21 protein-coding genes are annotated in these 22,680 nt (G+C 70.2%); 14 read left to right on the top strand and 7 right to left on the bottom strand.

The window, feature by feature from the left end:
• From ACWCXC_RS18660 to ACWCXC_RS18630, 7 genes are all read right to left on the bottom strand, one after another.
• Complete coding sequence (locus tag ACWCXC_RS18660; RefSeq protein ID WP_450889903.1) at positions 1–2,076, bottom strand: MDR family MFS transporter; 2,076 nt, start codon at positions 2,074–2,076, stop codon at positions 1–3.
• Positions 2,077–2,131: 55 nt separating this feature from the next.
• The gene (locus ACWCXC_RS18655) at positions 2,132–2,959 is read right to left on the bottom strand and encodes a hypothetical protein (protein ID WP_450889901.1); all 828 of its coding nucleotides are present in this window, start codon (positions 2,957–2,959) and stop codon (positions 2,132–2,134) included.
• Between the two features lie 83 nt (positions 2,960–3,042).
• The gene (locus ACWCXC_RS18650) at positions 3,043–3,555 is read right to left on the bottom strand and encodes a hypothetical protein (protein WP_450681298.1); all 513 of its coding nucleotides are present in this window, start codon (positions 3,553–3,555) and stop codon (positions 3,043–3,045) included.
• A gap of 153 nt (positions 3,556–3,708) precedes the next feature.
• A complete protein-coding gene (locus ACWCXC_RS18645) occupies positions 3,709–4,923 on the bottom strand; it encodes an acyl-CoA dehydrogenase family protein (protein ID WP_450681297.1) in 1,215 nt (404 codons plus the stop codon).
• 3 nt (positions 4,924–4,926) lie between these two features.
• A complete protein-coding gene (locus ACWCXC_RS18640) occupies positions 4,927–5,400 on the bottom strand; it encodes an SCP2 sterol-binding domain-containing protein (RefSeq protein ID WP_450889899.1) in 474 nt (157 codons plus the stop codon).
• A 112-nt stretch (positions 5,401–5,512) separates the two neighbouring features.
• Complete coding sequence (locus ACWCXC_RS18635; RefSeq protein WP_450681295.1) at positions 5,513–5,776, bottom strand: hypothetical protein; 264 nt, start codon at positions 5,774–5,776, stop codon at positions 5,513–5,515.
• A 217-nt stretch (positions 5,777–5,993) separates the two neighbouring features.
• Positions 5,994–7,211 carry a PucR family transcriptional regulator gene (locus tag ACWCXC_RS18630; RefSeq protein WP_450889897.1) on the bottom strand — a complete coding sequence of 406 codons (1,218 nt, stop codon included), beginning with the start codon at positions 7,209–7,211 and terminating at the stop codon, positions 5,994–5,996.
• Positions 7,212–7,887: 676 nt separating this feature from the next.
• Between ACWCXC_RS18630 and ACWCXC_RS18625 the strand changes: the two genes are divergently transcribed.
• From ACWCXC_RS18625 to ACWCXC_RS18560, 14 genes are all read left to right on the top strand, one after another.
• Positions 7,888–8,502, top strand: coding sequence for a hypothetical protein (locus tag ACWCXC_RS18625; RefSeq protein ID WP_450681293.1), 615 nt, complete (start codon positions 7,888–7,890; stop codon positions 8,500–8,502).
• Positions 8,503–8,592: 90 nt separating this feature from the next.
• On the top strand, positions 8,593–10,149 hold the full coding sequence (locus ACWCXC_RS18620; RefSeq protein WP_450889895.1) for a DUF6801 domain-containing protein: 1,557 nt from the start codon (positions 8,593–8,595) through the stop codon (positions 10,147–10,149).
• A gap of 67 nt (positions 10,150–10,216) precedes the next feature.
• Positions 10,217–11,167 (top strand): hypothetical protein, encoded by a 951-nt coding sequence (locus tag ACWCXC_RS18615; protein WP_450889893.1) that lies wholly within the window; start codon positions 10,217–10,219, stop codon positions 11,165–11,167.
• 709 nt (positions 11,168–11,876) lie between these two features.
• Positions 11,877–12,872: an ABC transporter ATP-binding protein gene (locus ACWCXC_RS18610; RefSeq protein WP_450681290.1), complete on the top strand. Its 996-nt coding sequence runs from the start codon at positions 11,877–11,879 to the stop codon at positions 12,870–12,872.
• Positions 12,869–13,726 (top strand): MlaE family ABC transporter permease, encoded by an 858-nt coding sequence (locus tag ACWCXC_RS18605; protein WP_450681289.1) that lies wholly within the window; start codon positions 12,869–12,871, stop codon positions 13,724–13,726. The genes ACWCXC_RS18610 and ACWCXC_RS18605 overlap by 4 nt, the downstream gene beginning before the upstream one ends.
• Positions 13,727–13,729: 3 nt before the next feature.
• Positions 13,730–14,533 carry an MlaE family ABC transporter permease gene (locus tag ACWCXC_RS18600; RefSeq protein ID WP_383638418.1) on the top strand — a complete coding sequence of 268 codons (804 nt, stop codon included), beginning with the start codon at positions 13,730–13,732 and terminating at the stop codon, positions 14,531–14,533.
• Positions 14,533–15,840, top strand: coding sequence for an MCE family protein (locus ACWCXC_RS18595; protein ID WP_450681288.1), 1,308 nt, complete (start codon positions 14,533–14,535; stop codon positions 15,838–15,840). The genes ACWCXC_RS18600 and ACWCXC_RS18595 overlap by 1 nt, the downstream gene beginning before the upstream one ends.
• Positions 15,837–16,871 carry an MCE family protein gene (locus ACWCXC_RS18590; RefSeq protein WP_450889890.1) on the top strand — a complete coding sequence of 345 codons (1,035 nt, stop codon included), beginning with the start codon at positions 15,837–15,839 and terminating at the stop codon, positions 16,869–16,871. The genes ACWCXC_RS18595 and ACWCXC_RS18590 overlap by 4 nt, the downstream gene beginning before the upstream one ends.
• Complete coding sequence (locus tag ACWCXC_RS18585) at positions 16,868–17,887, top strand: MCE family protein (RefSeq protein WP_450681286.1); 1,020 nt, start codon at positions 16,868–16,870, stop codon at positions 17,885–17,887. The genes ACWCXC_RS18590 and ACWCXC_RS18585 overlap by 4 nt, the downstream gene beginning before the upstream one ends.
• A 1-nt stretch (position 17,888) precedes the next feature.
• Positions 17,889–19,001, top strand: a complete 1,113-nt coding sequence (locus ACWCXC_RS18580) for an MCE family protein (RefSeq protein WP_450681285.1) — start codon at positions 17,889–17,891, stop codon at positions 18,999–19,001.
• Positions 18,998–20,155, top strand: coding sequence for an MCE family protein (locus ACWCXC_RS18575; RefSeq protein ID WP_450889887.1), 1,158 nt, complete (start codon positions 18,998–19,000; stop codon positions 20,153–20,155). The genes ACWCXC_RS18580 and ACWCXC_RS18575 overlap by 4 nt, the downstream gene beginning before the upstream one ends.
• Positions 20,152–21,411: an MCE family protein gene (locus ACWCXC_RS18570; RefSeq protein ID WP_450681283.1), complete on the top strand. Its 1,260-nt coding sequence runs from the start codon at positions 20,152–20,154 to the stop codon at positions 21,409–21,411. Before ACWCXC_RS18575 ends, ACWCXC_RS18570 begins: the two co-directional genes overlap by 4 nt.
• The gene (locus tag ACWCXC_RS18565) at positions 21,408–21,929 is read left to right on the top strand and encodes a hypothetical protein (RefSeq protein ID WP_450681282.1); all 522 of its coding nucleotides are present in this window, start codon (positions 21,408–21,410) and stop codon (positions 21,927–21,929) included. Before ACWCXC_RS18570 ends, ACWCXC_RS18565 begins: the two co-directional genes overlap by 4 nt.
• Positions 21,926–22,621, top strand: coding sequence for a hypothetical protein (locus ACWCXC_RS18560; RefSeq protein ID WP_450889885.1), 696 nt, complete (start codon positions 21,926–21,928; stop codon positions 22,619–22,621). The genes ACWCXC_RS18565 and ACWCXC_RS18560 overlap by 4 nt, the downstream gene beginning before the upstream one ends.
• The last annotated feature ends 59 nt before the right edge of the window (positions 22,622–22,680 follow it).

The following is a 22,680-nucleotide window of genomic DNA, read 5'->3' as shown; positions in this document are numbered from 1 at the left end:
TCAGACGGGCGCCCCGGCCGGGGTGACCGGGGCCAGCTCCTGGGCCAGGTCCTCCGCCAGCAGTCGCTTGGCGATCACATCGACGGCGGCCCGCAGCCGGTCGTGGTCGGGGCGGTCGACGTCGTCGTCGCCGAGTTGGCTGTTGAGCCAGGACGCCCAGGCGTCCGTGATCGTGGCGGCCTCCCGGCGGCCCGCCGCGGTGTGGGTGAACAGATGGCCGTCCCCGGTGAGATAGCCCTCCTCGATCATCCGGTCGAAGACCGGGACCAGCACCTCCGGCGGGATCCGGTGCCGGGTGGCGATCAGCCGCAGTCCCGCGTGGCCGACCATCCGGGTGAACAGCTCCACCTGCATGACGGCCCAGGCTCCCGCCATGTCGAGCCGGGTGTCGGAGGAGGCGACGATCCGGCGCGCGGTGTCCGGGTCCACCCGGCGCAGGACCTTAGCCACGGAGAACTCCAGCAGCCGGGCGGAGTCGCCCGTGCTCGGGGAGGCGAAGCCCTCGCCCATGTCGGTCGAACCGGCCCGGACCGTGTCCCGCAGCTGCACCTGCTTGAGGAAGAGCGCCACCACGAAGCCGATCAGCGCGACCGGCACGGTCCACAGGAAGACGGTGTGCAGGGTGTCCGCGTAGGCCTGGGCCAGCGGCGCGGACTGGGCGTCGGGCAGGGCGTGCAGCCCCTCCGGGCTCTGCGACGCCTTCGCCAGGACCGCCGGATCACCGCCCGCCCGCGCCGCTTCCGCGATGCCGTCCCTGAGGTGCGGGCCGAGCGCGTTGGCGTAGATCGTGCCGAACACGGCAGTGCCGAAGGAGCTGCCGAGCGTACGGAAGAAGGTCACGCCCGAGGTCGCGGTGCCCAGGTCCGTGTAGTCGACCGTGTTCTGCACGGCGATCGTCAGCACCTGCATGGACAGGCCGATGCCGAGGCCGAGCACCAGCATGTACAGCGACTCCAGCCAGACCCCGCTCTCCGGGCCCATCCGGGAGAGCAGGAACAGGCCGAGCGCCATGACCAGGGAGCCGACGATGGGGAAGATCCGGTAGCGGCCGGTCTTGCTGACCACGTTGCCGCTGAAGATGGAGGCGGCCAGCAGACCCACGACCATCGGCAGTGTCCGGACGCCCGAGAGCGTCGCCGAGTCGCCGTCCACGTACTGGAGGTACGTCGGCAGGAAGATCATCGCGCCGAGCATCGCGAAGCCCACGATGAAGCTGAGGATCGAGCACACCGTGAAGACCGGATTGCGGAAGAGCCGCATCGGCAGCATCGGTTCCTTCGCCCGGAACTCCACCAGGCAGAAGGCGGCCAGGGCGGCCAGGCCGAGGACGAACAGGCCGATGATGACGCCGGAGCCCCAGGCGTACTCGTTGCCTCCCCAGCTCGTGGCCAGGATCAGGGCGCTCGCCCCGACCGTGACCATGGCGATGCCCAGGTAGTCGATGACCGGACGGCCCGCCGCCTTCACGGCCGGGATCGTGCGGGCGGCGGCGATGACCACCAGGATCGCGATCGGCACATTGACGTAGAACGCCCAGCGCCAGCTCAGATGGTCGGTGAACAGCCCGCCGAGGAGCGGTCCGACGACCGTCGAGACGCCGAAGACCGCGCCGATCGCGCCCTGGTACTTGCCCCGGTCGCGCAGCGGGATCACATCCGCGATCAGCGCCATCGAGGTGACCATGAGCCCGCCGGCGCCGATGCCCTGGAGACCGCGCCAGACGATCAGCAGCGTCATGTTGGTCGCGAGACCGCAGAGGAACGAACCGGTGATGAAGATGATCGCGGAGAGCTGGAAGACCACCTTCCGGCCGAACATGTCGCCGAACTTGCCGACCAGGACCGTCGCGACCGTCTCCGCCAGCAGATACGCGGTCACCACCCACGACATATGGGCGGCGCCGCCCAGGTCCGAGACGATCGTCGGCAGCGCGGTGCCCACGATCGTCTGGTCCAGGGCGGCCAGCAGGATGCCCAGCACGATCGTGGCGAAGACGATGTTGCGACGGCGCGGATCGAGCACGGGCGGCGCGGCGGCGCTCCGCGCGGCGGGGGCGGTCTCGCTGGCAGTGGTCACCCTTGCACCTTCACACCGCCCCCTGTCACCCGCATGCGGGAGGCGACCGGACGTGTCAGCCCAGCAGCTCCCGCAGCGAGGCCGTCATCCGGGCCGCGAAAGCCTCCCGCGTCCGGGGGTCCACCCGGTCCAGCGAGAGATACGGATTGAGGTCCTCCAGCTCCACCAGGAGCAGCTCGCCGGAGGCCGTGCGGCAGGCGTCGACCCGCTGGATGCCGTGGTCGAGGGTGTTCCACTCGATGAACGCGCGGGCGAAGTCCAGGTCGGCGGGGCTCGCCTCGTACGGCTCCAGCACCCACCGCCGGTCCGGGTGCGGCGCGTTCAGCGCGTACTGGAAGTCGCGGTCGACGAAGTAGAAGGACACCTCGTAGCGGAAGTCGATCCGGGGCTGGACCAGCAGCGTGCCGTCCGTGCCGGGCTCCAGTACGGGGGTGTCCGTGAAGCGCAGCCCGACGGAGTCCGCGCCCAGCTTCGGCTTGACCACATAGCCCGCGGCCTCCGGCAGCAGCCCCAGGTCCGCCGCCCGGTCCACGGTCGGTATCACCGGGTACCCGGCCCGGCCCAGATCCACCAGGTACTGCTTGCCCGCCATGTCGCCCCGCCCGGTCAGCGGGTTGTAGACCCGGGTGCCGCGCTCCAGGGCGCGCGCCCGGAAGGCGTCGTACGCCTCCTGGTAGTGCAGCACCGGACCGCTGTTGCGGACGACGACGCCGTCGAAGCCGTCCATCAGGGCCGCCGCGTCGCGCGGATGGCACAGCGCGAGGTCGACGTCCTCGCGCAGCCGTGCGGTGAGCGCGATGTCCTCGTCGCAGTAGCGGCGCCCGCGCGCCTCGTAGGCGAGGTCGGTGACGAACAGGACGGACGGGCGCGGACCGGCGGGCATGGCTCTCCAGGGGTTCGGCGGCGGGGGCGGTCGAGGTCCCGGCATTCTCCCGTCCGCCCCCGCCGCCGCCCCTGGCGGGGTGGTCATTCGATCCGGGCGCAGACGTCGTCCACCGATCCGTGGTGCATGCGCAGGGTGCGGTAGCCGTCGGCGGCGATGTCCAGCGTGTACACGCCGTCCACCCGGTACTCCCCGCGCGGCAGGTTGCCCTGGTGCGCGCCGACGCCGAGGAGGACGGGCCCGACGGCGTGCCAGCGCTGCGAGCCGTCGGTGCGGTGGTCGACGATCGCGCTGCCCCCGGCGTCGACGTCGGTGTACGCGCCGGTACGGGTGTTGGTGACGCGGATGAGCAGGGCCCCCTTGTAGGCGATCTCGGAAGGGGACCCGTCGGGGTGGGTGGCGAGCACCTTCTGGACGACCTCGTCCACGAGCGGTTCGCCGTGGACGGGGGCGTCGCAGCGGGTGCCGGCCGGGACGTCGAAGGGGGCCGTGGGCGCGGGCTCCCACCCGGCCGGGGCCGGAGCGGCCGAGGCCGGCGCGGCGGTGAGGAGCGAGGCGGCGAGCGCCAAGGCGGTCAGGAAGGTGGTCCGGTGCATGCGGTCTCCCGGTGGCGGGGGCACCCGGACGGGCCGTGCGGCCGGTGGCCCCCGTGGACCGGCCGTCCGCTCACCGCACGAGCATGCACCCCTGCGGCGCGCGCCGTCCGGGAGACGCGCGAGGACGGCGTCCGTACGGGTGCGCCGCCCGGGTCAGCGGATGTGGCGTCCCGAGATCGCCCGCGCGATGACCAGCCGCTGGATCTCGCTGGTCCCCTCGAAGATCGTGTAGATCTTCGCGTCGCGGTACATCCGCTCCACCGGGTGCTCCCTGCTGTATCCCGCGCCGCCCAGGATCTGGACGGCCTTCTCCGTCGCGGCCACCGCGAGTTCGCCCGCGCGGAGCTTGGACATGGAGCCCTGCCCGGCGTCGAAGGAGCGGTCGTTGCGCGCCATCCAAGCGGCCTGCCAGATCAGCAGCCGCACGGCCTCGATCTCGGTCCGCAGATCGGCCAGGGCGAAGGCGATCGACTGGTTCTCGATGATGGGCCGGCCGAACGCCTCGCGGGTACCGGCGTACTCCAGCGCGTACTCGTACGCGGCGCGGGCGATGCCCAGCGCCTGGGCGCCGACGGTGGGGCGGCTGACCTCGAAGGTCGCCATCGCGGCCTGCCCCTTGGCGGTGCCGCCCTCGCGGGCGCGGGCGAGCCGGGCGTCCAGCTTCTCCTTGCCGCCGAGCAGGCAGTGCCCGGGGACCCGTACGTCGTCGAGGAAGAGGTCCGCCGTGTGCGAGGCGCGCAGCCCCAGCTTCTTGACGGTGCGGCCCGCCTGGAGGCCCGGGGTGCCGGGCGGCACGATGAACGCGGCCTGGCCGCGCGCGCCGAGCGCGGGGTCGACCGAGGCGACGACGACATGGACCTCGGCGATCCCGCCGTTGGTGATCCACGCCTTCTGGCCGGAGAGCACCCACTCGTCCTTCGCGGCGTCGTAGCGGGCCCGGGTGGCCATGGCGGAGACGTCGGAGCCGGCCTGCGGTTCGGAGACACAGAAGGCGGCGACCTTGGGGTCGTCCTCGTCGCCGTAGCACTGCGGCACCCACTCGGCGAGCTGGTCGGGGGTCCCGGAGGCGAAGATCCCGGCGACGGCGAGCGAGGTGCCGAACAGGGCCATGCCGATGCCGGCGTCGCCCCAGAACAGCTCCTCGTTGGCTATCTGGAGGGAGAGCCCCGAGGGGTCGCCGTACATGTCGGCCAGCGACTCGAAGCCGTAGAGCCCGATCCGGGCGGCCTCCTGGATGACCGGCCAGGGCGTCTCCTCGCGGGCGTCCCACTCGGCGGCGGCCGGGCGCACCACCTCGGCGGCGAAGCCGTGCACCCAGTCGCGCAGGTCCTGCTGCTCCTCGGTGAGGGCGAGGGAGAAGTAGCTCATGGGTCAGGCCTTCGGGATGTCGAAGTAGCGGGTGAGGCCCGAGGCCAGGCCGACGTCACCGGCCACCTTCAGCTTGCGCATCATGAACATGGTGATGGGGTTGCCGTTGCCCGAGACCAGCTTCAGGAACTCGGTGTCCGCCATGACCAGCGTCGTCCGCGGCTCGGCGTCCGAGCGGCCCTCGCTGACGGTGCAGCGGCCGTCCGCGATCGCGGTCTCGTAGACCACGTCGCTGTCACCGGTGATCTTCCAGCGGACGAGGGCGGTGAGCGGGCCGGCCGCCTCGGGGCGGAACTGCTGCCCCATCCGGGCGAAGACCTCGCCGAGCACCCGGGCGCGCAGGTCGCCGTGCATGACCTCGCCGAGCTGCTTGGCGGACAGTCCCTTGACGATCCGCGCGAACTCCGGCGGGGAGACGGCCGCGAAGTCGAGGGCGGCCAGTTCGTCGGTGAGGTTGCCGCTGCTGTTGTCGGCCACGCCAGTTCCTTACTCTGAAGTAAACTTACTTTTGAGTAAGGTAAGGGCAGGGCGTCACCTCCGCAAGGCGGCGGACGCCGTGGGGCGCGGGGAGTGCGCGGGGCCGGGCGGACTACCAGGCGCTGCCCGGACGCACCGTCAGCCTCGGGTCGTGCGCGGCCAGCACCTTGTTGGCGCGGGCGAGCGCGGCCAGGGCCTGCTCGCGGTCGGCCTGGTCCTCGATGCCCAGCAGCGGCCCGCGGAACCGGCGGATCTCACGCGCCGCGCACTCCGCCTCGAACTCCGCCTCCAGGATCCGGGCCGGGACGCAGGAGCCGATCAGTGCGGCGACGCTGTCCGGGATGGGGACGGGGACGAGCAGATGGGAGGCGGTCATGGGGGTTCCCTCTCGAATGGTGGCCAGGAGGTCGGACGGTGCGTCCGCCGGGTGGGCGGACGACCCCTCCATGTGTACGGGACGCGGTTCCGGGTTTCTCGTCGAGAACGTCTCCGTGTGGCAACCGTTTGGGAGTGACCGGGTATTTCCCTTTACTCGAAGGTAAGTTGACGGGAGGCGGGGGTCATGATCCGGCCGGGCATGTCTCGTGCGTCCGCTACGAAGGAGTCGACTCCCGGCCGCGGGCCCTCAGCTGAAGGGCGCGCAGGACCGCCTCGGTGGAGAACCTGCTCTCGGGGTCGATCAGTTGCTCGCCGAAGATGGACTCCAGATTGCGCATGCGGTACCGGACCGTCTGGGGGTGGACGTCGAGGAGTTCCCCCATGTGGGCGGCCGTTCCACGGGTGTCGAGCCAGATCCGCAGCGTCTCGACCAGCCGCTCGCGCCGGTTGGTGCTGATGCCCGCGAGGGGGGCCAGTTCCCGCTGCGCCAGCTGGTCGAGGAGGACCGGGTCGGAGAGCAGCCACAGGGTGATGAGGTGGTCCTCGCAGAAGATGAACGGGGCATCGTCGATCACCCCGGTGTCCACGAGTTCCAGGACCCTGCGCGCCCAGCGGATCGAGTCGGCGGCCAGCGCGGTGGGGACGGTCAGTCCGACCGCGACATGGGTGCCGAGCAGGGTCTGCTCCAGCATGCTCCTCCGGGCGTCGTCGAGGGGACCCGGGATGAGTAAATGCGGCTGCGGATCGCTGAGGTCGACCAGGATGTCCCGGTCGGCGCTGACCCTGTCGAGCCCGGCCGGGGCGCGCGCCGCGACCAGGGTGACCTCCTCCGGGAGCGCCCATCCCGTCTGCTCGCACAGCTCGGCGATGGCGGAGCGGGGGACCGGGCGCCCGGCCAGGATCAGATGCAGCAGCCGCCTGCGCATCGTCTCGGCCTGCTCGCCCGTCTGGGCCTGGACTTCGAGATACCCCTCGCGCGAGAGGGATTCGAGTTCGTCGATGTACGCGAAGAGCGCGTCCGCGAAGCTGAGCATCAGCGTCGGCGAGAAGTTGTAACTCCGGCCCACCTTCTTCGCCCGCCGCAGCGCGACCCGCGCGCCGAGCCGGTACGCGCCCTGGAGCGTCTCCATCGTGCGGCCCTCGTACGCCTCGAACCGGCCGAAGCGGCGGCACATGTCGTCGCGCAGGGACGTCGAGGAGGCCGGTTCCGCGATCAGGTCGACGAAGGAGGCGAGGCTCTGCTCCACACCGACCCGGATCGCCTGCCCGTTCGGGCCGCTGAGGAGCCGGGCGTACTCGGGATAGGCCCGGGTGACCTCGACGCCTATCTCCTTGATGAGACTGGGCAGTTCGGGCCGCATGATGGCGGCGAACTCCTGGGGGAGCGGCCCCAGCGGGTCCCCCGTGTCCAATGGCGAAATGACTCTCGGCATGACGTGTCCCCTCGCTCTCCGGTGCCCGGTGGGGGTGAGGCAGTGGGGGAAAGCGCTCCCACGAACCGACAGGTGCGTACCAAGTCCGCGATGAAGATAGTCCAAGTCGATGGCCGTGCCCACCACTTGGACAAGATCGCCGTGCAGGGGGCACACAACTCGGGCGCGTCGTGGTGCTCCTGTGCAGGTAGGGCGGGAGTGCTCACTTCCGGACAATATTTTCGGCCGTTCGCTCCAGCCGCGCACGAGTCGTCCTTGAGCGGGTCTCCGCTGGGTCGGGCCGGTGCGGGAGCGCCGGCGTCGATCGGGGAATGCGAATGCGTCGGTCCGGAAAGCGCCGCGCCCGGCGCGACCGGAGTCCGGGGGCGCCGAGACGCCGTTGACCAGCCAGGAGCCGCGCTTGACCGGGATTTTGCGCATCAAGTGACAAGGGTGCCCGGGCGAGTTAGTCAGCCCCGTACGAGAAAAGAAGTCGTTGCGAGCAATTTCGGCTGGCGGGATTGTGCTCAAAGTTTCCCGCAAGTAACGTCACGGCCTGTCACAGATTGTATGTGGCCGAGAGTGTACGTCTCTCCTCGGAGTAGTGGTTCGTCGTCGTGCTTTGTGCCTCTTGGGCAGCTCTGGAGCACGCCCCGCAAGCAGTGCCACCCGCATTGTCGAATCGGAGGAACTAACTGTGCGTAATACCCTCAAGAAGATGGCCGTGGTGTCCGGAGTCGCTTCCGCGGCCCTCGCGCTCGGCGTCAGCCAGGCCATGGCCTTCCCGGCCACGACGTGGACCGTCACGGGCACCTCCTACACGGCCGCCTCGACCAACACGATCCTGACGGTGAACGGCATCCCGCTCACCTGCCCGACCGCGGCCGCGAGCGGCAGCGCCGCCAGCACCACGGGCAACCCCGCCACGGTGGCGCGGATCAGCGCGGCCTCCTTCGGGACCACCGCCAAGCCCTGCACCAGCCCGCTCGGCCCGGTGACCCCGGTCGCCAACACCTCGCCGGCCTGGGAGATCGTCGCCCAGGACTACAACGCGACCACGGGCGTCACCACCGGCTACATCAAGGGCATCAAGGCCAGCCTCACCGTCCTGACCTGCAGCTTCACCGTCGGTGGTGAGGTCGACGGGAAGTTCACCAACGGCACGCACGTGCTCTCGGTCGGCGGCTCCACCCACCAGCTGAACGTGCTGACGGCCAGTGCCGGCTGCACCGGCATCGTGGCCGTCGGCGACCACCCGACGTTCACCGGTGACTATGCCGTCAGCGGAATCACGAGCATTGTCGGAAGCTGACGGGCCGACGGGTAACCGCGAGCCCAGCAGACCGCACGGCGGGACGCCCGCCGTGCGGTCTGCGGCCACGACGGAAGGGAATCACGAGGGATGACGATGCGCGGCGCGACGGGGCGGAGCCGGGGACAGCTGACAGCACGGGGCGGGGCCGTACTGGCCGCGGTCCTCATGGCCGGAATGATTCCGGGTGCTCAGGCGTCCGCCGGAGAACGTGACGTCCAGGTCGAGTTGGGCTACGACTGCGACTTCCCCTCGGGTTCCGAACCGGTCGAGGTCACGGTCTCGGCGACCGTCCCGGACCGGGGGGACGTCGACCAGCCGGTCCAGGTCAGGAACGTGACGACGGAACTGACCCTCCCCGAGGGCGCGGTGCCCGACCTTCCCGACGCCGGGGCGGGCGGCCTCGACGTGACGACCGAACTGACCGTGGACGTGGCGCAGGGCGAACAGTCCGCGGTGACCCTGTGGGCCGGAAGCACCGGGAAACCGGTGACCGTCCCCGCATCGGGCGGGCTCACGCTCACCACCTCCGGCGAGGTGCCCACCGTGACCGCCGGGGCCTCCGGCGCTCTCACCTTCGCCGCCGCGAAGCTGACGGCGCGGATCGCGCCGCCCGCCTCGCAACCCGTCTCCCCCTCGGAGCCGGATTCGGAGCCGGCGGACGGTGCCGCCGCTCCCGGCACCGTCGAGCTGACCTGCACCCTGAAGGAGGGACAGGACCCGGCCCTCGCCTCGGTGCGCATCGGCGGGAACGTGACGTGGCCCTCGCCGGCGGCCTCCGCCACCCGGGAGCGTCAGGGCACCGCCAAGGACCGGAAGGACACCGCCAGGAACGACGACGGGGCGACGCCGGAACCGGGCAGCGCGCCGGCCGTCTCCCAGACCCTGGGAGGCAAGGGCCCGACGTGTATCGGTGACGAGAACGACGGGATGGCCCTGAACGCCTACGTCACCGGCTACGCCGACGTCGCCAAGCTCAAGAGCGCCACGCTGTTCCCGCTCGCCTGCGCGAAGATCGCCCAGGGCCCGAACACCATCAGGTTCGTGGACGGGCGCGTGCATCTGTTCCAGGACTCGACCGTCGTGCTGGACTACAAGGGCGAGCCGAAGCTCCCGCCCGCCACCGGAACGTTTCTGACCTTCGGGTTCATGCCGACGACCGCGTCCCTGGAAATGACCCAGATCCCCCCGGGCACCACGGCCGACGGGAAACCGGACTACAACATCCACTCCGACCTGATGATCGTCGGCCCCGGCAACAGCGAGGGCGTGACGACCATCGACATGGACCTCCGGCTGCGCCTGTACAACGTGAAGGTCAACGGCGTTCCGCTGGACGTCGGCCCCAACTGCCGTACCACCAAGCCCTTCAAGCTGCCGCTGCGCGGGGAGATGCTCCTCAAGGACGGCGTGCAGACGGGCTACACCCTGGTCACCGGTGGCGAGCTCAACGGAGAGGTCACCCTTCCGCCCTTCTCCGGCTGCGGTGTCGACGAGGACCTCGACCGCCTCTTCACCGCTTCCATCTCCGGAGTCCCCGGGGCCGTGAAGCAGGTGCAGGGTGCGCCCTGCGCCGCCGCGCAGCACGACCCGGCCGTGTGCACCTCGGACGGCCAGCCCGTCCAGGTTCCCGAGCCGCCGCGCTGAGCCGGCACCGCCGGCCGCCCGAACCAGAACACCCCATTCGTTCGGCCCACCATGAATTGAGGGAGTAATGAGAGCTGTTCCGAAGAGATGGCGCACGGGCATGTTCGCCGCTGCCGCCGCCGCGGTGATCGCGATCCCGCTCACCCCGCTGTCCGCGTCGGCCGCGACGGCGAGCCTCAACGGGGACTGGGCGCCCTTCTCCCGCTGTCCCGTCGACGACCCCGCCATGCTGGCGGCGGACGGCCAGGACATCGTCGCCTCCTGCGTGTCCTCGTACTCGCCCGGTGGGGAGTTCAAGCTCGGCACGACCGAGGCCGCCATCGGCGCCAACGACCTGCAGTTCGGTGTCCTTCAGGACACCGCGGCCGGTACGTTCAAGGTCGTCCCGCCCAAGGAGGGTGCGCTGATCAGCGCACCCACCGAGATCCCCGGCGGGCTGCTCGGACTGATGTGCCCCAGTGACATCCCCGTCGTCAGCGCGGTCTGCGGGCAGATCACCAACGTCTCGCTGAACCGGGTGACGGCGACGGTGGAGTCCATCGGCACGCCCTCGGAGTTCGACCTGACGGCCGGTCTGGGCGTCGGCCGTCCGATCGTCAAGCTGCCGGTCCGCGTCCACCTGAAGAACTCGCTCCTGGGCGACAACTGCTACATCGGCAGCGCCTCGGAGCCGATCCTGCTGCGACCGCAGAACGCCACACAGCCCTCGCTCGCCATCCAGCGCTTCGACGGCAACGGCACCAGCAACCCCGCGGGCGGCGCCATGCTGCGGTTCGCCCTCACCGGAAACAGCCAGGCGGACACCACCTTCGCGGTGCCGAAGGCCAGCGGCTGCGGTCTGGGCGGCGTGCTCAGCTGGGCCGTCAACCTGAAGGAAGGACTGCCGTCCCTGTCGGGCGACAACCACATCACGCTCAACAACGCCTCGACGTACAGCGGAGCACTCACCGCTCCGGGTCTGGTCGTGCCGGACGCGGGGAAGGTGCTCTCGCAGTACTGGCACTCCGCCGTGAAGTAGCACCGGCCGGCGGCGGCTCCGCCGGGGCGTTCTTGTCATTCCCTGCGTGCCGCCGTCGCGTCCGCCGTAGCCCGTTCCTGCCGGGAGATCTCCTGGTAGGAACGGGCTTTCGTGTTCTCCGGGACCCCGAGAAGGCGGTCGGGCAAGCCCCCCGGATGGCTCATATTCGTATAGGTTTCAGGAGCGGAATGCTCACTCGCGAACAATAATTCCGCTTCCGCGGGCGGTCGTTCAAAAAGTTCCTGAACCACTATTGCGAAGGCAGGTTACCGAGCCGTAGCGTCCCGGGTGAGCAGCGCGGACGGGTGTTCGTACTGCTCGTCCGACGCCCACGGAGTCCAGGTCGCGCCCCTCAGCCGGGACTCCGGACCGGGAACGCCACAGCCCCCGAACCCGCTCTCCTGGGGGCGGCTCTCCCGCTCCCGGGGTCCCACGGCTCCGACCCCCAGCGAGTCGGGGGACCCCGATGCGCACACCGGAGACCTTGCGCAGTTTCGTACAAAGCCCGGGAACGGTTTTGTCATTCGGTGACAAGTGATCCACATCGAGTACCTGGTTCGTCGATCTCCGCTGTTCAACGGCTTGTCCTGGCGGTTTCGGCGGACATACCGTGCGCCTCCTGGTGCATGAGTGACGAGCCGCCATTGGATTTCTCAGAGCCGGAGCACCGACAGATGACTTCGTTTACGGATACGTCGAAGGAGGGTCGATGGGAATCGAAGTAGTGGTCGAGGGCCTGACGAAATCCTTCGGCAAACAGAACATCTGGCAGGACGTCAGCCTCACCCTGCCCGCCGGCGAAGTGAGCGTGATGCTCGGGCCCTCGGGCACCGGGAAGACCGTCTTCCTCAAATCCATCATCGGCCTGCTCAAGCCCGAACAGGGCCGTGTGCTCGTCAACGGCGTCGACATGGTGAACGGCGCCGAGCGGGACATCATGGAGGCGCGCAAACTCTTCGGGCTGATGTTTCAGGACGGCGCCCTTTTCGGGTCGATGTCGCTTTTCGACAACATCGCGTTCCCGCTCCGGGAGCACACCCGCAAGAAGGAGTCCGAGATCCGCCGCATCGTCATGGAGCGGATCGACGTCGTGGGTCTGCTCGGTGCGGAGAACAAGCTGCCGGGCGAGATATCCGGCGGTATGCGCAAGCGCGCCGGCCTCGCCCGCGCCCTGGTGCTGGACCCGCAGATCATCCTCTGCGACGAACCGGACTCCGGCCTCGACCCGGTCCGCACCGCGTACATCTCCCAGCTCCTGGTCGACCTGAACGCGCAGATCGACGCGACGATGCTCATCGTCACCCACAACCTGGACATCGCCTCCACGGTCCCGGACAACATGGGCATGCTGTTCCGCCGCAACCTGGTGACCTTCGGTCCGCGCGAGGTGCTGCTGACCAGCGACCTGCCCGTCGTCTCGCAGTTCCTCGCCGGACGCTGCGAGGGGCCCATCGGGATGTCCGAGGAGAAGGACGCGGCCACCCTCGCCGCCGAGGAGCGCAACGGATACGGCCAGGGCATCAGCTCGGCCAACGCCCCGCGCACCGTCGTCCCCCAGCTGGAGCCCTCGCCCGGACTGCCGGTGCGCCAGGGCGCCCTGCGCCGCCGGGAGCGGGTCATGGCGATGCTGGGCCAGCTGCCGGAGGCGGCCCGTACCGCCATCCTCAACAGCTACAGCCCGGCCGCCGGCGGTGGGCGCCCATGACGGCCCCGATGCCGCTCCTGCCCCCGGGGCAGCCGGCCGACGAGCCGCCGGCGCCGGAGGAGAAGGCCCCCGCGGCCCCGCGCCCCAGCAGGGCCCTGGCCCCGCTGCGCCAGACCGGGCAGCTGTTCGCGCTCGCCGGGACCGTCTGCCGCGACATCTTCCGACGGCCCTTCCAGGTGCGGGAGTTCATCGAGCAGTTCTGGTTCGTCGCCAGCGTCACCATCCTGCCCGCCGCCCTCGTCTCCATCCCCTTCGGCGCGGTCATCGCCCTCCAGGTCGGCTCGCTCACCCAGCAGCTCGGCGCACAGTCCTTCACCGGCGGCGCCAGCGTCCTGGCCGTCATCCAGCAGGCCAGCCCGATCATCGTGGCCCTGCTGGTCTCCGGCGCGGCCGGCTCCGCGATCTGCGCCGACCTCGGCTCCCGCAAGATCCGCGAGGAGCTGGACGCGATGGAGGTCATGGGCGTCTCGCCCGTCCAGCGCCTGGTCGTCCCGCGCGTCCTGGCCACCATGCTCGTCGCCGTGCTGCTCAACGGACTCGTCTCCGTCGTCGGCACCCTCGGCGGCTACTTCTTCAACGTGATCATGCAGCACGGCACGCCGGGCGCGTACCTCTCCAGCTTCTCCGCCCTCGCGCAACTGCCCGACCTCTACGTCAGCGAGGTCAAGGCACTGATCTTCGGCTTCATCGCCGGGATCGTCGCCGCCTACCGCGGGCTCAACCCGCGCGGCGGCCCGAAGGGCGTCGGCGACGCGGTCAACCAGTCCGTCGTCATCACCTTCATGCTGCTGTTCTTCGTGAACATGGTCCTCACGGCGATCTACCTCCAGATCGTCCCCGCGAAGGGGAGCTGACCCATGTCGATGCTCGGATGGCTGGACCGCTCAGGCGACCAGCTCACCTTCTACGTACGGGCCCTGCTCTGGATCCCGCGCACCCTGCGCCGCTACCTCAAGGAGGTGCAGCGGCTGCTGGCCGAGGTCGCCTTCGGCAGCGGCGGTCTCGGCGTCGTCGGCGGCACCATCGGCGTCATGATCGCGATGACGCTGGCCACCGGCACCGTCGTCGGCCTCCAGGGGTACGCCGCGCTCAACCAGATCGGCACCGCCGCCTTCACCGGCTTCATCTCCGCGTACTTCAACACCCGCGAGATCGCCCCGCTCGTCGCCGGTCTCGCGCTCTCCGCGACCGTCGGCGCCGGCTTCACCGCCCAGCTCGGCGCCATGCGGATCAACGAGGAGGTCGACGGCCTGGAGTCCATGGGCGTGCGCTCCATGCCCTATCTCGTCACCACGCGCATCATCGCCGGGGTCGTCGCCATCATCCCGCTGTACGCGATCGGGCTGCTCTCCTCGTACGTCGCCTCCCGCTACGTCACCGTCCTGTTCAACGGCCAGTCCGCGGGCACGTACGACCACTACTTCAATCTCTTCCTCTCCCCGCAGGACGTCCTGCTGTCGGTGCTCAAGGTGCTGATCTTCTCCGTGATGGTGATCCTCGCGCACTGCTACTACGGCTACCACGCCAGCGGCGGGCCCGCCGGGGTGGGCGTGGCCGTGGGCCGCTCGGTGCGCAACGCCATCGTGCTGATCAGCGTCACCGACTTCTTCCTCTCCCTCGCCATCTGGGGCGCCACGACGACCGTGAAGGTGGCCGGCTGATGAGTAACCGGACCACGCGCACCGCCGGCCGCAGAACCGCCGGGGTCGCCTTCTTCCTCGTTCCCGCCCTGCTGATCTGGGTCTCCGTCGCGGTGTACGACAAGGAGTTCACCGACGACGCGACCGTCACCGTCCGCACCTCCAGCGTCGGCAACGAGATGCACGACAACGCCGACGTGAAGCTGCGCGGCGTCGTCGTCGGCCAGGTCCGCCGCATCGAGGCCGACGGCGACGGCGCCCGCCTCACCCTGGCCATCCAGCCCGGCAAGCTCGACCGCATCCCCGCCGACGTCACCGCGCAGATGCTGCCCACCACGCTCTTCGGCGAACGGTTCGTGGCGCTCGTCCCGCCCGCCGTGCCCTCCACGAAGACGCTGCGGGCCGGGGACGAGATCCCGCAGGACCGTTCCAGCAACGCCCTGGAGCTGGAGCAGGTCCTCGACAACGTGCTCCCGCTGCTGACCGCCGTCAAGCCGGAGAAGCTCTCCGCCACCCTCAACGCCGTCTCCGAGGCGCTGAAGGGCCGCGGCGACAAGCTCGGTGACACGCTCGTCACCCTCGACGCCCACCTCAAGAAGTTCAACCCCCAGCTCCCCACGCTCAACGAGGACATCAAGCAGCTCGTCAAGGTGAGCACGCTCTACGCGGACGCCGCCCCCGACGTCCTGGACGCCCTCACCGACTTCACCACTACGAGCGGCACCCTCGCCGAGCAGGAGGCCCAGCTGGCCGGCGTCTACGGCTCCACCACCGCCTCCGCCCGGGACCTCACCGCGTTCCTGCGGAAGAACGAGGACAACCTCATCCGGCTCGCCGCCTCCGGCAGGCCCACCCTGGAGACCCTGGCGAAGTACTCCTCCGAATTCCCCTGCACCCTGCGCACCGTCGTCGGCTTCGTCCCGGCCATGGACAAGGCGCTCGGCAAGGGAACGAACGAGCCGGGCCTGCACGTCACGCTGAAGGCCGTGCCCTCCAAGGGGAAGTACGTGGCCGGACGGGACACCCCCGTCTACAACGCCACCGGCGGACCGCGCTGCTACTCCGTCCCCTACGTCGGTGACACCGTCCCCACCGCCGACGCCCGGACCGCCGCGGACCGGCCCGCCTCCGCCACGGACACCGAGGCGGCCCCGGAGGAAGTACCCGCCGCGAACCCCTCGCTCGGCATGCCCAACTCCCCGCAGGAGAGCCGGCTCGTCAACGAGCTCGTCGCTCCCTCCCTGAACGTCCGGCCGCAGGCCCTGCCCGAGTGGAGCAGCGTGCTCATCGGACCGGCCTTCCGCGGCGTGGAGGTGAATCTCAAGTGAAGCGCCGCTCCCTCGCGGGACCGCTCGCGAAATCCCTCGTGTTCGTCGTGGTCACGGTGCTGGCCACCACGGTGCTCGGCCTGTCCATCGCCAACACCGGGGTCGGTGACACCCGTTCCTACCGGGCCCGGTTCACCGACGCCACCGGTCTGATCGCCGGCGACAGCGTCCGCATCGCCGGGGTCAAGGTCGGCCAGGTGAAGTCCATCAGGATCGCGGACCGGCGCCTGGCCGAGGTGACCTTCACGGTCCGAAAGGGCCGCACCCTGCCCGCCTCGGTCACCGCGTCGATCAAATATCTCAACATGGTCGGCCAGCGCTACATCGACCTCGGCCAGGGCGCGGGACCCGTCGGTGAGACCTTCGCCGCGGGCGCCACCATCCCGCTCTCCCGCACCACCCCGGCCCTGGACCTCACCCAGCTCTTCAACGGCTTCCAGCCGCTCTTCGAAGGGCTCTCCCCGCCCGACGTCAACGAGCTGGCCGGCTCCATCGTCCAGGTGCTCCAGGGCGAGGGCGGCACCGTCGACAGCATCCTCCAGCACGTCGGCTCGCTGACCGGCACAGTCGCCGCCAAGGACAAGGTGATCGGTGAGGTGATCACCAACCTCAACACGGTCCTGAAGACCGTCAACGACCGCGAGGCGGGCTTCGACGACCTCGTCGACACGCTCCAGGAACTCGTCACGGGCTTCGCCGGCGACCGCAAACCGCTCGGTGAGGCCGTCACCGCGATGGGCGCCCTCACCACCGTCACCGCCGACCTCTTCCAGGACGGACGCGCCCCGCTGAAGAAGGACATCAAGGAGCTCGGCCGCCTCTCGAAGAACCTGGCCGACAACCAGCCCCAGATCGAGAACTTCCTGACCAGGACCCCGGAGAAGATGGCGGCGATCACCCGCCTCACCTCGTACGGCTCCTGGCTCAACCTCTACCTCTGCGAGGCCAGGGTCAGCGGTGTGACGACCAGCGACGGCAGCACCCCGCCCACCGGCATCGAGATCACCGATCCGGCGAGGTGCACCTCATGACGATCAAACCGCTGCGCCACCGCAACCCCGTCGCCGTCGGCGTCGTCGGACTGCTCGTGCTCGCCCTCCTCGGCTACGGCGCCTACCGCGCCGACTCGCTGCCCTTCATCGGCGGCGGCACCACCTACACCGCCGACTTCACCGAGTCCGCCGGACTCGACGAGGGCGACGAGGTGCGGATCGCCGGAGTGAAGGTCGGCAAGGTCACCGGGGTCTCCCTGGACGGCGCCAAGGTGAAGGTCACCTTCGAGGTGAAGGACGCCTGGATCGGCAACGCCAGCACCGTCGGCATCGCCATCAAGACGCTCCTGGGCGACAAGTACCTCGCCGTCGACCCGCTCGGCGAGTCCGCGCAGGACCCGGACGAGCGCATCACGGCGAGCCGCACCACCTCCCCGTACGACGTCACCCAGGCCTTCAACGGACTGGGCGAGACCATCGGGGAGATCGACACCGAACAGCTCGCCAAGAGCTTCGAGACGATCTCCGCCACCTTCAAGGACTCCCCGCCCGACGTGAAGAGCGCCGCCGAGGGCCTGTCCGCCCTGTCGAAGACCGTCTCCGAACGCGACGCGCAGCTCGCCACCCTGCTCAAGGGCAGCAAGCAGCTCACCAAGACCCTCGACAGCAAGAAGAGCGGCTTCGAGACCCTGCTCAAGGACGGCAACCTCCTCCTCGGGGAGATCCAGGCCCGCCGCGACTCCATCCACCTGCTGCTCACCGGCACCCGCGATCTGGGCACCCAGCTCACCGGGCTCGTCGCGGACAACAACAAGCAGCTCAAGCCCACGCTCAAGGCGCTCGGCCGGGTCACCGCCGTCCTGAACAAGAACCGCAAGAGCCTCGACAAGGTGCTCTCGCTGGCCGGAACGTACAACCGGCTGGTCGGCAACACCCTCGGCAACGGCCGCTGGTTCGACAACTACGTCTGCGGGGTCGTCCCGAAGGACTACCTGCCCGCGAACACCCCGCCCTCCACCGGCTGCATGCCTCCCAAGCAGGAAGGCGGGAGCTGAGATGAGACTCACCCGCGTCATCGGGATCGGCGCCGGCCTCGCCGTCGTGGCCGTCGCGGCCACCACCGGGGTCATGGCCCTGGACGAGGAGGGCACCACCACCGTCACGGCGTACTTCGACCGGGCCACGGGCATCTACGCCGGATCCGACCTGCGGATCCTCGGCGTCAAGGTCGGCTCCGTCGAGTCGGTCAAGCCCCGGGGCAAGGAGGTCAAGGTCGTCCTCCGCCTCGACAAGGGCGTCCAGGTCCCCCGGGACGCCCACGCCGTCGTCGTCGCCCCGAGCCTCGTCGCCGACCGGTACGTCCAGCTCACCCCCGTCTACACCGGGGGAGCGGCCCTCGCCGACGGGGCCGAACTGCCCGCCGCGAACAACGCCACCCCCATCGAGGTGGACCAGCTCTACGAGTCCATCACCGAACTCTCCACCGCGCTCGGCCCCGACGGAGCGAACGCGCAGGGGGCCTTCGCCGGACTCCTGGACACCGGGGCCAAGAACCTCAAGGGCAACGGCAAGGACATCGGCGACTCCATCGAGCAGTTCGGCAAGGCCACCAAGACGCTCGACAAGAGCAGCGGCAACCTCTTCGACACGCTCGCCTACCTCCAGTCCTTCACCACCATGCTCAAGGACAACGACGGCAACGTGCGCGCCGCCGAGGACCAGCTGAACACCGTCACCGGCTTCCTCGCCGACGACAAGCAGAACCTCGGCGCCGCCCTCAAGGAACTCGGCACCGCGCTCGCCCAGGTCAAGACCTTCATCAAGGACAACCGGGGCGAACTCAAGAAGAACGTGGACGCCCTCGTGCCGATCACCCAGACCCTCGTCGACCAGCGCGCCTCGCTGGCCGAGTCCATGGACGTCCTGCCGCTCGCCGCGGGCAACGTCCTCAACGCCTACGACCCGGCCAACCGCACCCTCAACGGCAGGACCAACCTCAACGAGCTGAGCATGGGCCGGTTCCCCGACCTCCAGGGGCTCGAACCCGTGGACGCGGCACGCCAGGAGGACCTGCCCGTCCTGCCGCTGCCCGCCGTCGGCACGGTCTACGGCACACCGAAGGACGCCGCGGCGAAGAGCGGCGACGACACGAAGGGGGCCACCCGATGAACCGGACCCCGCGCCGGCCCCGGGCCCTGCCGGGCCTCACCCTGGTCACCCTCGGCCTGAGCTGCACCCTGCTCCTCACCGGCTGCGGCGCGCCCGGCTTCACCGGCATCGAGGACATCCCGCTGCCCGGCGGCGCCGACCTCGGCGACCATCCGTACGAGATCACGGCCGACTTCGCGGACGTGCTCAGCCTCGCACCGCAGTCCTCGGTGAAGGTCAACGACGTCGCCGTCGGCCGCGTCACCAAGATATCCCTGGTCCCGGACACCTGGCAGGCCCGGGTCACCATGAAGGTCAACGGGAACATCAAGCTCCCGGCCAACGCCTACGCCCACCTGGAGCAGTCCAGCCTCCTCGGCGAGAAGTACGTCCAGCTCTCGCCCCCCGCCAAGGGCACCGCCGTCGGCACCCTGGCCTCCGGCGACCGGATCCCGCTCGCCCGCACCAACCGCAACCCCGAGGTGGAGGAGGTGTTCGGCGCCCTGTCCATGCTCCTCAACGGCGGCGGCGTCCAGCAGCTCAAGACCATCACCACCGAGCTGAACAAGGCCCTGACCGGGCGGGAACCCCAGATCAAGGCCATGCTCCACAAGGTCGACACGCTCGTCACCAACCTCGACGACCACCGCGGCGACATCACCGCCGCCCTCGACGGCGTCAACCGGCTCGCCACCACGCTCGCCACCCGCAAACAGGACGTCGGCACGGTCCTCACCAAACTCAGCCCCGGGATGAAGGTCCTGGAGAAGCAGCGCGGCTCCCTGATGACCATGCTCCGCTCCCTCGACACCCTCTCCGACGTGGCCGTCACCACCATCAACAAGTCCAAGGCGGACACCATCGCCGACCTGAAGGCCCTCGCCCCCACCCTGCGGGCCCTGGCCGACTCCGGCAAGGACCTGCCCGACTCCCTCCAGGTGCTGCTCACCTACCCGTTCACGGACGAGGTGCTGCGCGGCGTGAAGGGCGACTACCTCAACGTGTACCTGGACCTCACCGCCGTACCGGGCACCCAGATCATCCCCGCCTACGAGCCGGACCCGGCCACCCCGGCCGGGGCGAGGACCGCGGCGGCCGGCGCCGCCCTGCCGCTTCCCCTGCCCGCCACCACGGCTCCCACCACGTCCTCGGCCCCGGACGGGAGCACCCGATGATCACCCTCGCCATCCGGCTGAAGAACATCGCCTTCCTGATCATCGCCGTGCTGGTGCTCGGCTTCCTCGGCATCCGCTACGCCGACCTCGGCCACTACGTCGGGATGCGCGACTACTACACCGTCACGCTGCAACTCCCGCGCACCGGCGGCCTGTACACGCACTCCAACGTCACCTACCGGGGGGTCTCCGTCGGCCGGGTCGGCCCCATCGAACTCACCGACGACGGAGTCGAGGCCGAACTGCGCATCGACAAGTCCGCCCCGGACATCCCCGACGACCTCGAAGCCGTCGTCGCCAGCCTGTCCGCCGTCGGCGAGCAGTACGTCGACCTGCGGCCGGCCCGCAGCGAGGGCCCCTTCCTCGCCAACGGATCGGTCATCGACCAGGCCGAGACCACCGTCCCCGCCCCGGTGACCAACGTCCTCACCAGCGTCAACGACCTCGCCTCCTCCGTCGACCTGGAATCCCTGCGCACCGTCGTCGACGAGTTCGGCACCGCCTTCACCGGCCGGGGCGACGACCTCCAGGTCCTCCTGGACACCGGAAGCGACTTCGTCCGGGCGGCCGACGACGCTCTCCCCGTCACCACCAAGCTCATGGAGGACGGCGAGAAGGTGCTGCGCACCCAGGCCGAACAGGGCCAGGCGCTCAAGGGCTTCGCCTCCGGCGCCAAGGAACTCGCCGAGCAGCTCAAGGGCTCCGACACCGATCTGCGCAAGCTCATCTCCGTCACCCCCGACGCCACCGGCCAGATCAGCGGACTGCTGCGCGATCTGGACCCGGCCTTCGGCGTCGTCGTCGCCAACCTCCTCACCACCTCGGACGTCGCCGTCACCCGGCAGCGCGGACTGGAGGAACTGCTCGTGAAGCTCCCCGCCGTCGTGGCGGCCGGCGCCGGCGCCGTCGACGAGGACGGAGCCCGGTTCGGGATGTCGATCACCTTCTTCGAACCGCTGCCCTGCACCTCCGGCTACGGCGGTACGACCTACCGCAACGGACTGGACACCTCACCGGCCCCCGCCGTCAACACCAAGGCCCGCTGCGCCTCCTCGCCCGGCACCGGCATCAACGTCCGGGGCAGCGCCAACGCCCCCAAGGGCGGACCGCTGCCCGCACCGGCCAGGCCCGGCACCCTGCCGCTGCCCGGCGACACCGACCGGCTGCCCGGCGCGCTCGGGGTGACGGCGGACTCCGGTGCCCCGGTCGACGGCATGGCCGCACTGCTGGGCCTCGGCACGGGGAGCGGCGCATGAGGGCCGGCGGACGCGCGCTCGGCGGCTGGGCGGTGCTCCTCGTCGCGGCCCTGGTCTGCGGCCTCGGCGGCTGGTCGTACGCCCGCGCCCGGGGCGACGACGATCTGGCGTACGCCAAGAGCCGGGACGCCGCGCTGGCCGACGGCAGGACGGGGCTGGCCCGCCTCAACAGCCTGGACGGCAAGGACGCGGCGAGTGTCGACGCCGGTCTCGCGTCCTGGCTGGACTCCTCCACCGGGCCCTTCCACGACCAGCTCGCGCGCACCCGCGCCAAGGACGCCGCCGAGCTGAAGAAGTCCGGCACCACGGCCCGGGGCAAGGTCACCGACGCGGCGCTCACCGAGGTCGACGCCCGCACCGGCACGGCCCTGATGATCGCCACCGTCGACATCGAGGTCACCCCGCGCGGCGGAAAGCCCGCCACCGAACGCAAACGCTTCGAGGCCACCCTGGCCCGGACCGGCGACGGCTGGAAGATCAAGGCGCTCACGGCACTCGGCATAGGGAGCGGCGCATGAGCCACAGGAGCGGCACCACGACGGACCTGGCGAAGGCATCGCCAAAGGAGTCCGCCGATGCCCCGGAAGCCGTCGACACGGAGCCGGATCCGACCGCCGGCGAGGTCCAGGAGGCCCCCGACGTCGCCGACGTCGCCGACGCCTCCGATGCCGTCGACGTGGCCGGCGACAACGAGGGCGGGGCTCGCCCCCGGCGCCGCTGGACGCGTCCCGTCGGCGCGCTGCTGGCCGTCGTCCTGCTCGCGGCCGGCGCCGTCCTCCACGTCGCGGGACGGCAACTGCGCGACACCCCCGCCACGGACAACCTCGCCCTGACCGACAGCGCGGCCACCACCCAGGTCGCCGGCGAGGTCACCAACGCCCTCGGCAAGGTCTTCTCCTACGGCCCCGGCGAGACCGCCGCCACCAAGGCGTCCGCCCAGCGCTATCTGGCCGGCAAGGCGCTCCAGCAGTACGCGGCGCTCTTCGGGCAGGTCGAGAAGCAGTCCGCCGACCAGAAGCTCACCCTCACCACCCATGTCGTGCGCGCCGGAGTCACCCGGCTCACCCGCGACAGCGCCCATCTGCTGGTCTTCCTCGACCAGGTCTACGAGCGCGAGGGCAAGGCCGCCTCCAGCGCGGCGGCCCAGCTCTCCGTGACCGCCCGGCTCAGGGAAGGGCACTGGACGATCGTCGAGATCGACCCCCGATGACGGGACGGGCGCGGGCACGTCAGCACACACGCACAGTACGGAACGGCCGGCAGGAAGAG

The organism is Streptomyces sp. NPDC001515, from assembly GCF_053597115.1.
The sequence above is the reverse complement of the archived record's forward strand: the minus strand, read 5'-3'. Positions and strand labels throughout refer to the sequence as shown.

Excerpts from the sequence above, each read along its gene's own strand:
- ACWCXC_RS18655 (WP_450889901.1), bottom strand. The coding sequence starts at position 2,959 with ATGCCCGCCGGTCCGCGCCCGTCCGTCCTGTTCGTCACCGACCTCGCC.
- ACWCXC_RS18650 (WP_450681298.1), bottom strand. The coding sequence starts at position 3,555 with ATGCACCGGACCACCTTCCTGACCGCCTTGGCGCTCGCCGCCTCGCTC.
- ACWCXC_RS18645 (WP_450681297.1), bottom strand. The coding sequence starts at position 4,923 with ATGAGCTACTTCTCCCTCGCCCTCACCGAGGAGCAGCAGGACCTGCGC.
- ACWCXC_RS18635 (WP_450681295.1), bottom strand. The coding sequence starts at position 5,776 with ATGACCGCCTCCCATCTGCTCGTCCCCGTCCCCATCCCGGACAGCGTC.
- ACWCXC_RS18630 (WP_450889897.1), bottom strand. The coding sequence starts at position 7,211 with ATGCCGAGAGTCATTTCGCCATTGGACACGGGGGACCCGCTGGGGCCG.
- ACWCXC_RS18620 (WP_450889895.1), top strand. The coding sequence starts at position 8,593 with ATGACGATGCGCGGCGCGACGGGGCGGAGCCGGGGACAGCTGACAGCA.
- ACWCXC_RS18615 (WP_450889893.1), top strand. The coding sequence starts at position 10,217 with ATGAGAGCTGTTCCGAAGAGATGGCGCACGGGCATGTTCGCCGCTGCC.
- ACWCXC_RS18610 (WP_450681290.1), top strand. The coding sequence starts at position 11,877 with ATGGGAATCGAAGTAGTGGTCGAGGGCCTGACGAAATCCTTCGGCAAA.
- ACWCXC_RS18605 (WP_450681289.1), top strand. The coding sequence starts at position 12,869 with ATGACGGCCCCGATGCCGCTCCTGCCCCCGGGGCAGCCGGCCGACGAG.
- ACWCXC_RS18600 (WP_383638418.1), top strand. The coding sequence starts at position 13,730 with ATGTCGATGCTCGGATGGCTGGACCGCTCAGGCGACCAGCTCACCTTC.
- ACWCXC_RS18595 (WP_450681288.1), top strand. The coding sequence starts at position 14,533 with ATGAGTAACCGGACCACGCGCACCGCCGGCCGCAGAACCGCCGGGGTC.
- ACWCXC_RS18585 (WP_450681286.1), top strand. The coding sequence starts at position 16,868 with ATGACGATCAAACCGCTGCGCCACCGCAACCCCGTCGCCGTCGGCGTC.
- ACWCXC_RS18580 (WP_450681285.1), top strand. The coding sequence starts at position 17,889 with ATGAGACTCACCCGCGTCATCGGGATCGGCGCCGGCCTCGCCGTCGTG.
- ACWCXC_RS18575 (WP_450889887.1), top strand. The coding sequence starts at position 18,998 with ATGAACCGGACCCCGCGCCGGCCCCGGGCCCTGCCGGGCCTCACCCTG.
- ACWCXC_RS18570 (WP_450681283.1), top strand. The coding sequence starts at position 20,152 with ATGATCACCCTCGCCATCCGGCTGAAGAACATCGCCTTCCTGATCATC.
- ACWCXC_RS18565 (WP_450681282.1), top strand. The coding sequence starts at position 21,408 with ATGAGGGCCGGCGGACGCGCGCTCGGCGGCTGGGCGGTGCTCCTCGTC.
- ACWCXC_RS18560 (WP_450889885.1), top strand. The coding sequence starts at position 21,926 with ATGAGCCACAGGAGCGGCACCACGACGGACCTGGCGAAGGCATCGCCA.